The sequence below is a fragment of the Mesorhizobium calcicola genome (assembly GCF_042682105.1).
Classification (GTDB): domain Bacteria; phylum Pseudomonadota; class Alphaproteobacteria; order Rhizobiales; family Rhizobiaceae; genus Mesorhizobium; species Mesorhizobium calcicola.
Genome location: NZ_JBHUGY010000034.1, coordinates 43,363 through 56,213, shown reverse-complemented (window position 1 = coordinate 56,213; position 12,851 = coordinate 43,363). Strand labels below are relative to the sequence as shown.

Annotated in this window: 13 protein-coding genes; 4 read left to right on the top strand and 9 right to left on the bottom strand. The window is 64.2% G+C overall.

What is annotated here, in order from left to right; genetic code table 11:
• Positions 1-91 precede the first annotated feature (91 nt).
• Together ACFSQT_RS22785 and ACFSQT_RS22780 are read right to left on the bottom strand one after the other, a co-directional pair.
• On the bottom strand, positions 92-709 hold the full coding sequence (locus ACFSQT_RS22785; protein WP_379022349.1) for a TetR/AcrR family transcriptional regulator: 618 nt from the start codon (positions 707-709) through the stop codon (positions 92-94).
• A 58-nt stretch (positions 710-767) separates the two neighbouring features.
• Positions 768-1,124 carry a DoxX family protein gene (locus ACFSQT_RS22780; RefSeq protein ID WP_379022347.1) on the bottom strand — a complete coding sequence of 119 codons (357 nt, stop codon included), beginning with the start codon at positions 1,122-1,124 and terminating at the stop codon, positions 768-770.
• Positions 1,125-1,340: 216 nt separating this feature from the next.
• Here ACFSQT_RS22780 and ACFSQT_RS22775 point away from each other — a divergent pair, with 216 nt between their 5' ends.
• The 3 genes from ACFSQT_RS22775 (at position 1,341) to ACFSQT_RS22765 (ending at position 4,366) form a co-directional block, all read left to right on the top strand.
• Positions 1,341-2,498 (top strand): alcohol dehydrogenase catalytic domain-containing protein, encoded by a 1,158-nt coding sequence (locus ACFSQT_RS22775; RefSeq protein WP_379022345.1) that lies wholly within the window; start codon positions 1,341-1,343, stop codon positions 2,496-2,498.
• A 65-nt stretch (positions 2,499-2,563) separates the two neighbouring features.
• Positions 2,564-3,586 (top strand): amidohydrolase family protein, encoded by a 1,023-nt coding sequence (locus tag ACFSQT_RS22770; RefSeq protein WP_379022343.1) that lies wholly within the window; start codon positions 2,564-2,566, stop codon positions 3,584-3,586.
• Positions 3,587-3,694: 108 nt separating this feature from the next.
• Entirely contained in the window at positions 3,695-4,366 is a 672-nt protein-coding gene (locus ACFSQT_RS22765; RefSeq protein WP_379022341.1) for a 4-carboxy-4-hydroxy-2-oxoadipate aldolase/oxaloacetate decarboxylase, read from the top strand.
• A gap of 106 nt (positions 4,367-4,472) precedes the next feature.
• Here the strand turns inward: ACFSQT_RS22765 and ACFSQT_RS22760 are convergent, their stop codons facing one another.
• From ACFSQT_RS22760 to ACFSQT_RS22745, 4 genes are read right to left on the bottom strand one after another with little or no spacing between them, the layout of a single operon-like run.
• Positions 4,473-5,651 carry a glycoside hydrolase family protein gene (locus ACFSQT_RS22760; RefSeq protein WP_379022339.1) on the bottom strand — a complete coding sequence of 393 codons (1,179 nt, stop codon included), beginning with the start codon at positions 5,649-5,651 and terminating at the stop codon, positions 4,473-4,475.
• A gap of 47 nt (positions 5,652-5,698) precedes the next feature.
• Entirely contained in the window at positions 5,699-6,709 is a 1,011-nt protein-coding gene (locus tag ACFSQT_RS22755) for a succinylglutamate desuccinylase/aspartoacylase family protein (RefSeq protein ID WP_379022337.1), read from the bottom strand.
• Positions 6,710-6,712: 3 nt separating this feature from the next.
• Entirely contained in the window at positions 6,713-7,057 is a 345-nt protein-coding gene (locus ACFSQT_RS22750) for a RidA family protein (RefSeq protein WP_379022335.1), read from the bottom strand.
• A gap of 39 nt (positions 7,058-7,096) precedes the next feature.
• The gene (locus tag ACFSQT_RS22745; protein ID WP_379022333.1) at positions 7,097-8,419 is read right to left on the bottom strand and encodes an alanine racemase; all 1,323 of its coding nucleotides are present in this window, start codon (positions 8,417-8,419) and stop codon (positions 7,097-7,099) included.
• A gap of 70 nt (positions 8,420-8,489) precedes the next feature.
• On the opposite strand from ACFSQT_RS22745, the gene ACFSQT_RS22740 reads away from it, so the two are divergent.
• A complete protein-coding gene (locus ACFSQT_RS22740; RefSeq protein WP_379022331.1) occupies positions 8,490-9,428 on the top strand; it encodes an amidohydrolase family protein in 939 nt (312 codons plus the stop codon).
• On the opposite strand, the gene ACFSQT_RS22735 is transcribed toward ACFSQT_RS22740, so the two are convergent.
• From ACFSQT_RS22735 to ACFSQT_RS22725, 3 genes are read right to left on the bottom strand one after another with little or no spacing between them, the layout of a single operon-like run.
• Positions 9,402-10,370 (bottom strand): ABC transporter permease, encoded by a 969-nt coding sequence (locus tag ACFSQT_RS22735; protein ID WP_379022329.1) that lies wholly within the window; start codon positions 10,368-10,370, stop codon positions 9,402-9,404. The two genes, ACFSQT_RS22740 and ACFSQT_RS22735, sit on opposite strands and share 27 nt — an antisense overlap.
• Positions 10,367-11,329 (bottom strand): ABC transporter permease, encoded by a 963-nt coding sequence (locus ACFSQT_RS22730; protein WP_379022327.1) that lies wholly within the window; start codon positions 11,327-11,329, stop codon positions 10,367-10,369. Before ACFSQT_RS22730 ends, ACFSQT_RS22735 begins: the two co-directional genes overlap by 4 nt.
• Entirely contained in the window at positions 11,326-12,834 is a 1,509-nt protein-coding gene (locus tag ACFSQT_RS22725; protein WP_379022325.1) for a sugar ABC transporter ATP-binding protein, read from the bottom strand. Before ACFSQT_RS22725 ends, ACFSQT_RS22730 begins: the two co-directional genes overlap by 4 nt.
• Positions 12,835-12,851: the final 17 nt, after the last annotated feature.

Genomic DNA, 12,851 nt, shown 5'->3' with positions numbered 1-12,851 from the left:
TTCGGTTGTTATGAGGTGTTTTTCAGCATCTCAGGCGATAGCGCCGATTTGCGGATGGGAAACAGCTGCACACTTTTCCTGGAATCCGGCACTATTCAGCGGCCGACTGTTTCGTGCGTCGATAGAGATGGGCCAGGTGCATCGAGGTGAGTGTAGCCCTCACCATCTCCCCGGGCGATTTCTCGTCCATGAAGCTGGAGAGGCCGCCATAGACCAATTCGAGCACCACCCCACCAACATTCAGGGGACTGATCTCGGGATCGCCGAAGGGAAAGATTTTCGCGGACAGAAGCGTGCCCAACCCCTCCCACTGTTCCCTGAATATCTGGAGATGTCGCTCCTCAAGCGTGTTGTCCCGGCGCGCAATGCGCAGAAGGTCGATAGCCAATGGGCCCCAGCGCTTGTCCTTCGCGCGCCGGTTCGCCCAGTTGCAGACGACATCGATCACGCCGTTAGGATCATCGAGGTCACCGAGCAGGCCGGAAAGTTCGATGACATCCCTGCCGGCATGGCCCTCGAGCAGTTGCAGGAAGATGTCTTCCTTGTTCGCGAAGTTCGAATAGAAGGCCCCCTTCGAGTAGCCGGCCTCTTCCGCGATGCGTTCGATCGTCGCGCCCGAATACCCGTCGCGGGCCACGACTTCGCTCGCAGACGACAACAACTTCTCGCGGGTCAAGGCCTGGCTCTGCTCGCGCGTCAGTCGCGCCATTCCATTTCCTTTCAAGAGGCGTATCGGAATACCAAGAGTATCCGAATCGGAACGGACGTTAGAGTGCGGACAGGACGCATGCAAGCGCCCAGAAGACCGGAAACTCTGGTCCCATCAACTGCCAGCGCCACCGAAACCCGTTGATGCGGACAACCGCATAGCTCGCGCCAAGCAGAACAACCAGCGCGCATGCGGTTGCCAGCCGTGGGTAGATGTTGAAGACCATGCCGACAGAGGCCAAGACCTCGAATGCAATCGTCAGTAGGATGAAGATCCTACCGGGTTTCAGGCCGGCCGCCTCGAATGTTGCCGTCGCCTTCTCGAAATTCCTGATCTTGCCGATCAGGTGCGGAACAAACCAGATCCCGCACAGGATGCGCAGCAGATCGTTGGTAGATAATGCGAATTCCGGCATCAAATCCTCCTTGTCGAGCTGTCGAAACCGCTAAAAAAAGCCCAGGCAGTCCATCCGGTACGGACCGGCACCGGATCGGCCTGATGCAACGGCGGGCTGGAACATCTTTGGCTCTCGTCAGTCCGGCACAGCCCGATGCGATGCCCGGCCATTTGTCGAAATCGGCTCTTGCGTCGATCATTCTAGATACTGTATGGTATCTGAAATCCGCTCGGGATGTCAATCAAGGTTTCCGGCGGTATGGTCTGTTGGGAGGAGCAAGCAGTGACAATCATGATGCGGGCGGCGCGGTTGCATGCCGTCAATGAGCCCATGCGCGTGGAAGAGGTCGAGAAGCCGGTGGCCGCCGGAACCGACGTGGTGGTTGAGGTCAAGGCCTGCGGCATGGTTCCAAATCTGGCCAACGTGCTGAACAACTGGGAAACCTGGTACCCGCATCAGCCGCTGCCGCCGAAGCCCGCCATTTTCGGTCTGGACCCTGCCGGCATCGTGCATCAGGTGGGAGATCAGGTTGTCGCCATCAAACCGGGCGACCGGGTCTACGTGAACCCCCTGCGCTCCTGCGGCGCCTGCCATGCCTGCGTGTCGGGCCAGCAGGCGAAGTGCGGGCACTTCACCTTCAACGGTTATTTCGGCTTTAACCAGAACAGCCTCGAGATATTCAAACGCTACCCAGGGGGCGGGTTTGCGCAATTCATGCGCGCTCCCCAGAATGCGATCGTCAAGATTCCCGACAACATGACGTTTCCACAGGCGACACGGGTGGGCTATCTCGGCACGGCCTATTCCGCGCTGAAGAAGCTGGGGGGGCTGACCGGCAAGTCGCTGATCATAAATGGGGCGACCGGTACTCTGGGTGTCGGGGCAGTCATGTTCGCGCTCGCCATGGGCATTTCGAAGGTCTACGCGGTCGCCAGGGGCAAGCCGCTTCTCGAGCGCCTGAAGCAGCTCGACCCAAAGCGGATCGAGATCTTCTCCAGCACCGAAGGCAAGGTCGTGGATTGGGTTCAGTCGTTGACCGGCGGAGTTGGGGCCGACTTCATGCTCGACTGCCTTGGCGCGGTCGCCGATGTGAATGCGATGAAGGACGCCATGATGGGCGTCAAGCGCGGTGGCCGCATCATCAACATCGGCGGCACGGGCAGCGACATGCTGTTCAACACCAAATGGTGGATGGACAACTCCATGGATCTGACCGGCTCGGCCTGGCTTACAACCGCGGAAGGGATGGAGATCTCCGACATGGTCCAGTCAGGGACCATCGACCTTTCAGTTCTCGAGGTGCGGACATTTCCGCTCGACCAGATCAATGAAGCCATTAATTGGGTCACTTCCGGCAATGGCGGCTTCACCAGCTACGTGCTCGAGCCATAGTTGGACGACGGTGGGAACCGGCCGTGGCGTTCTTGCCGCGTCAATTGCGAGGCTAGGCGGACAAGATGATCATCGATTGCCACGGCCACTACACGACCGAGCCTTCCGAGCACCACGCTTTCCGCACGGCGCAGATCGCCTTCGCGCAAGGCCAGCGCGAGGCCGAGCCCGACTATCCAGACATCAGCGACGAGGACTTGAGGGCAACAATCGAGCAAAACCAGCTCCGCCTGCAGAAAGAACGGGGATCGGACCTGACAATCCTGTCGCCGCGCGCTTCGGGCATGGGGCACCACATCGGCAGCGCCGGGGTGAATGCGCGGTGGTCACGCATCTCCAATGATCTCATTGCCCGCATCGTCGAGATGTTCCCGGCGAACTTCGCCGGCGTGTGCCAGCTGCCGCAGTCGATGAGCGGCGATCTGGCACCGGTGATTGCCGAGCTTCAACGCTGCGTCGGCGATTTGGACTTCGTCGGCTGCAACCTCAATCCCGATCCATCCGGCGGGTTCTGGTCGGCGCCCCCCATCTACGATCGCTACTGGTATCCGCTGTTCGAGAAGATGGTGGAGCTGGATGTTCCGGCGATGATCCACGTCTCGGGCTCGTGTTCTTCATGCCTGCACACCACCGGCGCGCACTACATCAATGCCGACACGACGGTCTTCATGCAGCTTGTCCAGGGTGACCTTTTCCGGGATTTCCCGGAGCTGAAGCTGATCATCCCGCATGGCGGCGGAGCCGCACCCTATCATTGGGGCCGTTATCGCGGACTGGCGATGATGCTGGAGAAACCGGCACTCGCCGAGCATCTCATGCGCAATATCTACTTCGACACATGCGTCTACCATCAGGCGGGCATCGACATGCTGTTCAGCGTCGTCAAGCCCGACAACATCCTGTTCGGCTCCGAGCTTCTTGGCGCGGTCAAGGTCGTGGACCCCGAGACAGGGTTCAACTTCGACGACACCAAGCGCTACATCGACGCGCTACCGCTTGGTGAGGCTGACCGGCAAGCCGTCTTCGAAGGAAATGCCCGCAAGGTCTATCCTCGGCTGGACGCGAGGTTGAAGGCGCAGTTGCAATAGGGACCGCCCATCTGCCGGCTGGAGTCATGCGTTGTGCGGGTCTGCCGCGCGGCCAAGGGAATGGATTGTGCTTGGTGGCGAGTGGGGCTGCCGTTTGGAGAGAAATCTATGGCCAAAGTCGTGACGAATACCGAACGCACCCCGGTTGATATCTGTGAGGCGCTGGGACAGCTCGGCGTGGCGACGGTGCACGAGGCGCAAGGGCGGACCGGGCTTCTGGCCTCGCGCCTGCGGCCTCTCTATGACGGCGCCAAGATCGGCGGCAATGCGTTGACCTGTGAAGTGGCGCCGGGGGATAACTGGATGATCCATGTCGCGCTCGAACAGGCACGCCCCGGCGACATTCTCGTCGTCACCCCGACATCGCCCTGCGAGGATGGCTACTTCGGCGATCTGCTGGCGGCGTCAGCCAGAGCCCAGGGGATCAAGGGCTTGATCATCGACGCAGGAATTCGTGATGCCGCCACCTTGCGCTCCATGGGTTTCCCAGTCTGGTCGAAGGCGATCTTCGCGCAAGGCACGGTGAAGGAAACGCTGGGCAATGTCCAAGTGCCGATCGTTTGCGCCGGTGCCTTTGTTCGTCCCGGTGACGTGATCGTGGCCGATGACGACGGCGTTTGCGTGGTATCGCGCGAGAACGCCGTGAAAGTCCTCGACGCGGCCAGAAAACGCGAGGCGATGGAAGATGAGAAGCGCGACCTGTATGCCGCAGGGCAACTGAGCCTCGATGTCAATGACATGCGTGAGCGCCTTAAGCGCAAAGGGCTCGTTTATGAATGAAGTGGCCCGGCCCAGGATGCCGTGCCGGAGCACCGGGATCAGTAGTCGATCATATGGTTGACAGACCCTCCAATCCATCTGACCGGATTTGAACCCGTGGTGAATTTCAGACCTGAATAGCGGATTTCACCCAGTCCAACCGCGCCGCCGGTACCAAGCCGTAATTATAGAAATTGATGCCATCCACACCAGGCGCCAGTGCCGGCTTGACCTTGGCGGCGAGGACGTCGGGACCGCTCATTTCCGGATACAACAGCCGGTAGCCGGTACCGAGGAATTTGTCCGGCCCCAGGGCCGCGCGGCCGGTCCGCATCAAATCTGCCACATCGCCGCCGGACATGTCGTAGGCGCACAGGATCGCGCCGTCGCAGGCCTTGCCGAGTGCCGCGAGATCGCAGCCGCCGAGCCAGCCTTCCTTGAGGTCGATGATCACGACCATGGTCGCGGCGTCGGCGACCTCGCGCAGCTCGGCGACAAGGCTGGTCACCGGCTCGAACCGCCACAGGAGGTAGGTGTGCAGTTCGGGCCAGGGACGGAAGGTGTCTAGGCCGCTCTGTGGGAATTCCGGAAAGCGCCGCACCGGCACGGCGTGCTCGCAGGTTTCGACGATCCACTGCCTGACCAGCTTGCTCGCTGCCTCGCCATCGACACCGGCGGCAGCGGCACGGGCGAGGCAGGACGGGCAGAAGCACAGCGACAGCAGAAACTCGTCTTCAGGCGTCAGCCCGACGCCGTCCTTCTCATGATGATACTCATGCGCGAAGCCCATGAAGGACGGGCTTTCGAGCTCGATCCTGTCGGGATTGTAGCTGTGGCTCAGATCCTCGACCAGAGCGCGGACATAGGCGCGCGCGTCAGGGTGCGACGGGCACAGATTGTAGTAGTTGGGGTCGCCGAACGCGTTGCGGGTGACCGCCTGCGGGTGCAGCATGCCGAGCCGCGTGTTGTGCAGGCAGACCGTCCAGCATGACACGGTGAGACCGCCGGCGTCGCGCCGCCGGATAAGTTCGCCGAGCACATCGCCGCCTTCGGCAATCACATCGGCGACCTTCGGCTGGATGGCGAGGCCGGCCCATCGCGACGGCGTCGGCTTGAAATAGATCGTGCCGTCTTCCGGGAAATAGGCTTTGCGGCGCGGGCTGCGCGGCTGCAGGAACCGGCCGGCATGGTAGGAGGTGGCAAGGCTGATCGTGTTCAGCCCGGCACGGTTTCGCAGGTCGTCTTCGACCGTCTCGAACCCCAGATCCTGGACGTCCCAGGGATAGGTCCACATCGAAAGCTGCATAAAATGTCCTCGCTTAATTGCAGGGCGCAGCCTGCCGGGTGTCTCTGTCAGCCGTCGACCGGCTCGGCCACTTGCATCAGGCAGTCGCCGGCCTCGCACATCGTGTGCAGCCGGCGCGACAGCACGATGCCGGCCTCGGCGAAATGCAGCGGCTCCTCGGCAAGCTCGAGCCGTTCGAGATCGTGGTACCAGCCGGCCAACTGCCCGGCGGCGACGCTGTCGCCAAGCCTGACTGCCGGCTCGAACCAGCCGCGCCGCGTAGCATAGATGCCTTGGCTGTGCCGCGACAGCGACAGCAGTTGGGTCGGCGCCGCAGGGTCAGGGGATGATCCAAGCACCGGCTCACTGACAACGCCGACGGCGATCAGCAGTCGGTCGATGGCGCGCGCTGTGATCGCCATAGTGTCGACCGTGGCGGTGCCGCCGCCACCGAATTCGCCACTGACGCCGATAGCGCCCGCCCGGCGCGCCGCGCCCATCGAGGTCGGCGAGGCCTGGCCATTGTCGGCGACGAAGCCATAGGGCATGCCGAGCGCGCGCATCAGCTCGACGCCGCGCCGGTGGCGCTCGGGATCGCCGTTGCGTTCGACCAGCGCGGTCGGCAGATGCTCCATCGACGTGCCGCCTGAATGGATGTCGAAGACCACCTCGTGGCGGGCAAACAGCTCGCTCTCCAGGAAATGCGCCAACCGGCTGGTCGGGTTGCCCTGGGGATCGCCCGGGAAGGCCCGGTTTAGGTTGCCGCCATCGAGCGGTGAGCAGCGCTTGGCCGCCATCACCGCCGGTGCGTTGGCCATCGGCAGGATGGTGACGCGGCCCTTGATCCGCGCCGCATCGAGCCTGCGGATCAGCTTCGCCAGCGACAGCTCGCCCTCATATTCGTCGCCATGATTGCCTGCCATCAGCAGCACCGACGGGCCGTCGCCATTGCGGATCAGGCAGATCGGCACCTTGATCTGGAAATAAGGCGAGCGGTCGATCGAAAACGGCATGCTGAGATGGCCTGATGTCTTGCCGTCCCTGTCGAAGTCGAGCGTGTGGGCGAGGCCGGTGTGCATGGCTCAGACCGCCGCGACAGCAGTGATCTCGATGCGCAGATCGGGGTCGGCGAGCCGCGCCTCGACGCAGGCCCGCGCTGGCAGCCGCTGCGGGTCCACCCAGGCGTCGTAGACGCGGTTCATGGCATCGAAATCGCCTATCTGCGGCAGGAAGATGTTGACCGCCACCAGCTTCGATTTGCTGGTCCCGGCTTCAGCCAGCAGCGCGTCGATCTTGGCCAGCACGTCGCTGGTCTGGCCTTCGATGCCGGCCTTGCGGTTGTCGGGCACCTGTCCGGCGATGTGGACGAGACCGCCATAGACGACCGCCTGCGACATGCGGGTGCCGGACTGGAAATACTTGATCATATCGGATCCTTTCGGGTTTCTCTTTTTGTCGGCTGATGGTCAGCCGAAATAGGTCGGGAAGGCATGGCTGACATGCCCGGTCTCGTCGACGCCGAAGATGACGCGGTAACGGTCGAGACAGGTGCAAGGGTGCGAAATGCCGAACTCGACGACGTCGCCGACGGCAAGCTCCGTTCCCGGCGCCAGCGACACGAAAGCATGCTGGTCGTTGAGCTTGACGACCTTGGCATCCGCGAGTTGGCCGGACACGGGCTTGCCTGCGCGGTAGACTGAGAGCGGGGTCGGAAATCCTTGGTCGCACGACACGTCGCGCATGCCCATGCCGCAGATGGCCTGGCCCGGTTCCGGCCGCGACAGCACTTCGGACCAGATCCGCAGCGCCGGCCGAAACGACTGCCGGGCGGACGCTTTCTCGCCACCGATCGTGAACCCTTGCCGCGCGTCGAGCAGCCCCAGCGACCGGTCATAGGTGCCGTGGTCATGAAAGAAGATAGCGCCGCTGCGCAGCACCAGTGTCGCATGGGCATCGGCCAGGACCGTCGGCAAAAGTGCCGCGACCACCTTGTCGAAGAAGACCGAGCCGCCGGCCGTGACGATCAGCGGCGCCTCGCCAAGGCGGGCGCGAAGCCGCAGCAACATGTCCCTGGTCATCTCGAGCAGCACGCCGATCACCTCGTCGGTGCGGCTGGGCTCGGGTTGCGCGGCGGCGCCTTCATAGGTCGCGACGCCGGCGATCCGCAATCGTCCGCCGGCGGCCATCACCGCATCAGCGATCGCCTCGGCTTCTCCGGTGGTGCGCGCCCCTGCCCGCCCCGCGCCGAGCTCAACCAGCACGCGCAACGGCGGCAGGCCGGGTTGGGCGCGCCACGCTTCGGCCAGCGCTTTCACCGCCGCCACCGAGTCGGCGAAGACATAGAGTTCTGCATCCGGCCAAGCGCCGACAAGTGCCGCAAGTCGGCTTGCACCGCCTGCCCCACCGACCTCGTTGGCGAGGATCAATCGCGTCAGCCCGGCGCGCAGCATCACCGTCGCCTGCCTGACATCAGCAACCGTCGTACCCCATGCGCCGGCTTCAACCAGCGTGCGGGCAAGATCGGGCGCCATCGGTGTCTTGGCATGCGGCGCGACCGCCACGCCTTGTTCGCGCGCATAGCGCAGGAACAGGTCGCGATTGCCGGCAAAGGCCGCTTCGTCGAGGGTGAGCACAGGCAGCGACATGCGGCCATCCGCCGGATGCCAGCGCTGTGATCCGACAAGGCTGCTGTCCAACCCGGACGTACCGGGCGGCACGCCGCGGATGCGGTCGTCGAGGGTAAAATTTTCACGCACGCCAAGCGACAAGGCCGGTGAGTTTTCAGTCATCCGATGCTAACCCTTTCACCGTCGCGGAACGACACCGGGACCGATCCCGGCCAGACCAATGAGAGAATGCGTGCCAAAGCCTTACGCCGGACCGATCGTCGATGCCCACCATCATCTCTGGGATCTTGGCCTTGGCCGGCACCCTTGGCTGGCGGCGGCCGGCGAACGCGGCGGCCTTGGCGAGCTTGGTCCGTTGCGCCAGAACTATCTTCCGCAGGACTATTCGCGCGACGGCGCTCGTCACAATGTCGTCGCCACCGTGCACGTCGAGGCCGGCTGGGTGAGCGATGACTGCCTCGGCGAAACGCGATGGCTGGAGACGCTCGACAAGTCGCAAGGTGTCGCGGCGCGCTATGTCGCTCACGTACCGCTGGCGACCGCCCAGGCGCAGGCGCTGATCGAGGCGCAAGCCACCTTCGGCCGTGTCGTCGGCGTACGCGACATTTTGAGCTGGGACCCTGACCCTAGCAGACGCTTCGCTGCCCGCGACGGCATCATGGACGAACCGGCATGGCGGGCCGGCCTTGCCTTGCTTGCCCGTCACCGGCTTGCCTTCGACCTGATGGTCTTCCCGCGCCAACTGGCCGATGCCGCCCGGCTTGCGGCGGCTTTCCCCGACCAGCAGTTCGTGCTCAACCATTGCGGCAGCCCGATCGACCGCGATGCGGACGGGATGCAGGCCTGGCGCGAAGGGTTGAGGCTCCTGGCGCGCCACGAAAACGTCGCCGTCAAGATCTCGGACCTCGTCGCCTACGATCATGACTGGACGCTCGACAGCCTGCGGTCGGTGGTGCTGCATTGCATCAACTGTTTCGGAACGGAGCGCGCCATGTTCGGCAGCGACTTCCCGGTCGCCGGCCTGCATGCTTCGTTCGACGAGGTGTATGAGAGCTTCAAGGCCATTGCCGCGCCACTGTCCTCAGATGAGCAAAAGGCGCTGTTCTTTGGCACGGCAAGCAGCATCTACCGGTTGGACGATATGTCATCGGCGGGCCGACTCCCTGCCTGACAACAGCAGCAGTCCGAGGATCAGCGACCCGAACAGGATGCTGCGCCAGCCTGCCGACGCGTTGACGACGGTGATCAGCGCGGTGATCGTGACCAGCAGGATCGCGCCGGGAATTGAGCCTGCATAGGTTCCGAGCCCGCCCAGGATCGACGTGCCGCCGAGCACGACAGCGGCGATCGAGGCGAGCAGATAGGGATCGCCGATGCCGACATAGCCCTGACCGTTCATGCCGAGCACGAGGACGCCGGCCAATCCCGAGGTAAAGCCGCTGATTCCGTAGACCGCCATGGTCGTTGCCGAAACCGGCACACCGGAAAGCGACGCGGCGAGCGGATTGGCGCCGAGGGCGAACACCCTTGCCCCGAACGATGTCGCATGCATCGCCACCAGCATGATCGCCGATATGGCCAGCCACAACAGGATGCCGGCAGGAATGCCGGCCGGCCGCGCATTGCCGAGCCACTTGACCAGCAGATTCTCGGCGGTCACCGCACTGCCCCCGGCGATGATGATCAGCAGGCCTTGCAGGAAGGTCGCCATGGCCAAGGTCATGATCATCGGATGCACGCGCAGCAGCGCAACGCCCAACCCGTTGACGAGCCCGATCGCCGTGGTCATGGCGAGAACCGCTAGGATCGCCGTCAGGCCGGTCGGATCGGCTTGCCATGACAACATCGGCAGTCCGACCGCGCTCACCGTGACGATCGCCGCCACCGAGAGGTCGATGCCGCCGGCGATCACCACGAAGGTCTGACCCGCGGCGACGAGGCCGATGACGGCGGCGAGTTCGATGAGATAGCGCAGATGGCCATAGGCGCCGAAGCCGGGCGAGGCGAAGCTCGCGCCGATCCAGACTGCAATGACAATGGCCACTGTCAGGAACGGACGACTGCGCAGGATCGCCGTCGCGCGCTTGCCGGTGGCGGTTTCATTGGCGTTCATTGTTGCCCCTTGCGTAGCTGCGGGATCGCCACCGCGCCGATGATGATCAGGCCCTGGGCGACATATTGCGCGACCGGGGTGAAGCCGAGGAAGAACATGACGCTGATCATCAGGCTGAGCAGCAGGCTGCCGGCAAGCGCGCCACGCATCGTGCCCTGGCCGCCGAGAAAACCGATGCCACCAAGCACGGCCGCGGCAATCGAGTTCAGCGTGAAGGCGGCACCGATAATCGGGTCGCCCGAACCTGTCTGCGCTGCGACGAACAGGCCGGCGCCCGTAGAGAGCAGACCGCTGATCGCATAGGCTGCAATGCGCGCGCCATCGACAGGCACGCCGGAGCGATAGGCGCCGACCGGGTTCTCACCGGCAGCATAGAGGCTGAGGCCGAGCGGCGTGGCGAGATAGAGTTTCCACAGCACAATGATCACCACCAGCAGCGCGAACGCCGCCGGCGTGTTGCCGGCAAGCAGGTTTGACAGCCAGTCCGGTATGGCGCCGCCGGGCCGTGGCAGAATGAGCAGCGCAGCACCCCCGATGATGAAGGAACCGGCAAGCGTCACCACGATCGCTGGCAGTCGCAGCCTGACGACGATGAAGCCGGTCATGGCCCCGATGCCGAGCCCGGCAAGCGACACCGCCGCGGTGCCTCCGGCAACGCCCAACGGCCCGGCCATGGTCGTTGCGGCGATGACGGCGCCCAGGCTGACCATGGCGCCGATGGCAAGGCTGATGCCGCCAGTCAGCATGAGGAGCGCCTGTGCCATCGCGACCAGCGCCAGCGGAAACCAGCTCTGCGTGAATTTGGCGAAGCCGGATGCGGTGAACAGCCCCGGAAACAGCACCCCGTAGGCAACGAGGAAGGCAAGCACGACGACAAACAGGCCGCGTACGCCCATGTTGCGACGCCCCTGCACGGGCCAGTAGAGCGCGCCGGCCTGCTGAGCGGAAGTGCTGGTCATGCCGCCACCTTTTGCCGGTCGGCGCCCATCGCCGCGGAAACGATGGCTTCTTCGCTCAGCCCTCCGCGTTCGAGCATGGCGACGATCCGGCCTTCGCGGATCACTGCCACGCGGTCGCACAGATGCACCAGTTCGGGCGTGTCTGAACTGAGCAGCACCACCGCTTTTCCGGCCGCCGCGAAATTGCGAAGCATATGATAGATCTCACGCTTGGTTTCGACGTCGACGCCGCGCGTCGGGTCATTGAGGAGAAGAACGAGCGGGTCGTGCGGCATCCACTTGGCCAGCGCCACCTTCTGCTGGTTGCCTCCAGACAGCGCCTGCGCCGCCCGGCCAAGATCGCCCTTGATTCCGAATTGCGCCGCCAGACGGCCCGCCGCCTCGCGCTCGGCGCGACGGCTGCGCGGTTTCAGCGCCGGCAGCCGCGCAAAACCGGGCAGCATCAGATTGGTGACGATGGAATGGATAAGGTGCAGGCCTTCGCGCTTGCGGTCGGCCGGGACGTAGGCGAGGCCGAGCGCGTTGGCTTTCGGCACGCCGCCGGGCAAGCCCGAGACGCCGTTGACGGTCGCGGACGCGATGCGCGCCGGAATGGCGCCGTAGAGACCGAGCAGCAGATCTTCCTGGCCCTGGCCGACCAGGCCGCCGATGCCAAGCACCTCTCCGGTCCTGATGTCGAGATCGACATCGTGCATGAGGCCGGCCGACAGGTTGCGCACCGCGACGGCGGGGGTCACGGACGGCGAGGATTGCCATTGCGGGAACAGGTCGCCGGGGTCGCGGCCGACCATCAGCCGCACCAGCCCCGCGGCATCCGTTCCTTCAAGCGAGCGGTCGGCCGTGCAGATCCCATCCTTGAGCACGGTCACATGCTGGCACAGCGTCATGACCTCGTTCAGCCGGTGCGAGATGTAGAGAATGGCGATGCCTTGGCCGCGCAACTTTTCCAGGAGATCGGTGAGGATTTTCGTTTCGGTCGCCGACAGCGATGAGGTCGGTTCGTCGAGGATGAGCACGCGCGGATTGCGATAGAGCGCCTTGGCGATCTCGACCATCTGCCGGCGGCCGAGCGACAACCGTCCGACCGGCGTCGACAACGGCTCGTACAACCCGACGAGGTCGCAGGCCGCCTTGGCCCGTGCGGCGAGTTCGCCATAGTCGATCAGGCCGAAGCGGTGCGGGTAGGCACCGAGCCCGATGTTCTCGGCGATGGAGAGGCTGGCCGTCAGGCTGAGTTCCTGCTGGACAACGGCGATCCCTGCCTGCCGTGCGCCGGCAGGGGTCATGCGCGAGACCGGGCGCCCGTCGACCTCGATCGTCCCGCCGTCCGGCGGCAGCGCGCCGGACAGGAGATTGATCAGGGTCGACTTGCCGGCGCCGTTCTCGCCGAGCAGCGCATGCACGCGGCCCGGCAGAAGTGCGATGGAAACTTCGCGCAGGACGGGGTTGCCGAAGAAGGCCTTCGACACCCCCCGCGCGGCGAGAAGCGGTGCGGTGCTTGTCACGTTCTCAGCTCTTTCAG

Bases quoted from the DNA above. Each gene is read 5' to 3' on its own strand.
- ACFSQT_RS22785 (WP_379022349.1), bottom strand. From the start codon at position 709: ATGGCGCGACTGACGCGCGAGCAGAGCCAGGCCTTGACCCGCGAGAAG.
- ACFSQT_RS22780 (WP_379022347.1), bottom strand. From the start codon at position 1,124: ATGCCGGAATTCGCATTATCTACCAACGATCTGCTGCGCATCCTGTGC.
- ACFSQT_RS22775 (WP_379022345.1), top strand. From the start codon at position 1,341: ATGTCAATCAAGGTTTCCGGCGGTATGGTCTGTTGGGAGGAGCAAGCA.
- ACFSQT_RS22770 (WP_379022343.1), top strand. From the start codon at position 2,564: ATGATCATCGATTGCCACGGCCACTACACGACCGAGCCTTCCGAGCAC.
- ACFSQT_RS22765 (WP_379022341.1), top strand. From the start codon at position 3,695: ATGGCCAAAGTCGTGACGAATACCGAACGCACCCCGGTTGATATCTGT.
- ACFSQT_RS22760 (WP_379022339.1), bottom strand. From the start codon at position 5,651: ATGCAGCTTTCGATGTGGACCTATCCCTGGGACGTCCAGGATCTGGGG.
- ACFSQT_RS22755 (WP_379022337.1), bottom strand. From the start codon at position 6,709: ATGCACACCGGCCTCGCCCACACGCTCGACTTCGACAGGGACGGCAAG.
- ACFSQT_RS22750 (WP_379022335.1), bottom strand. From the start codon at position 7,057: ATGATCAAGTATTTCCAGTCCGGCACCCGCATGTCGCAGGCGGTCGTC.
- ACFSQT_RS22745 (WP_379022333.1), bottom strand. From the start codon at position 8,419: ATGACTGAAAACTCACCGGCCTTGTCGCTTGGCGTGCGTGAAAATTTT.
- ACFSQT_RS22735 (WP_379022329.1), bottom strand. From the start codon at position 10,370: ATGAACGCCAATGAAACCGCCACCGGCAAGCGCGCGACGGCGATCCTG.
- ACFSQT_RS22730 (WP_379022327.1), bottom strand. From the start codon at position 11,329: ATGACCAGCACTTCCGCTCAGCAGGCCGGCGCGCTCTACTGGCCCGTG.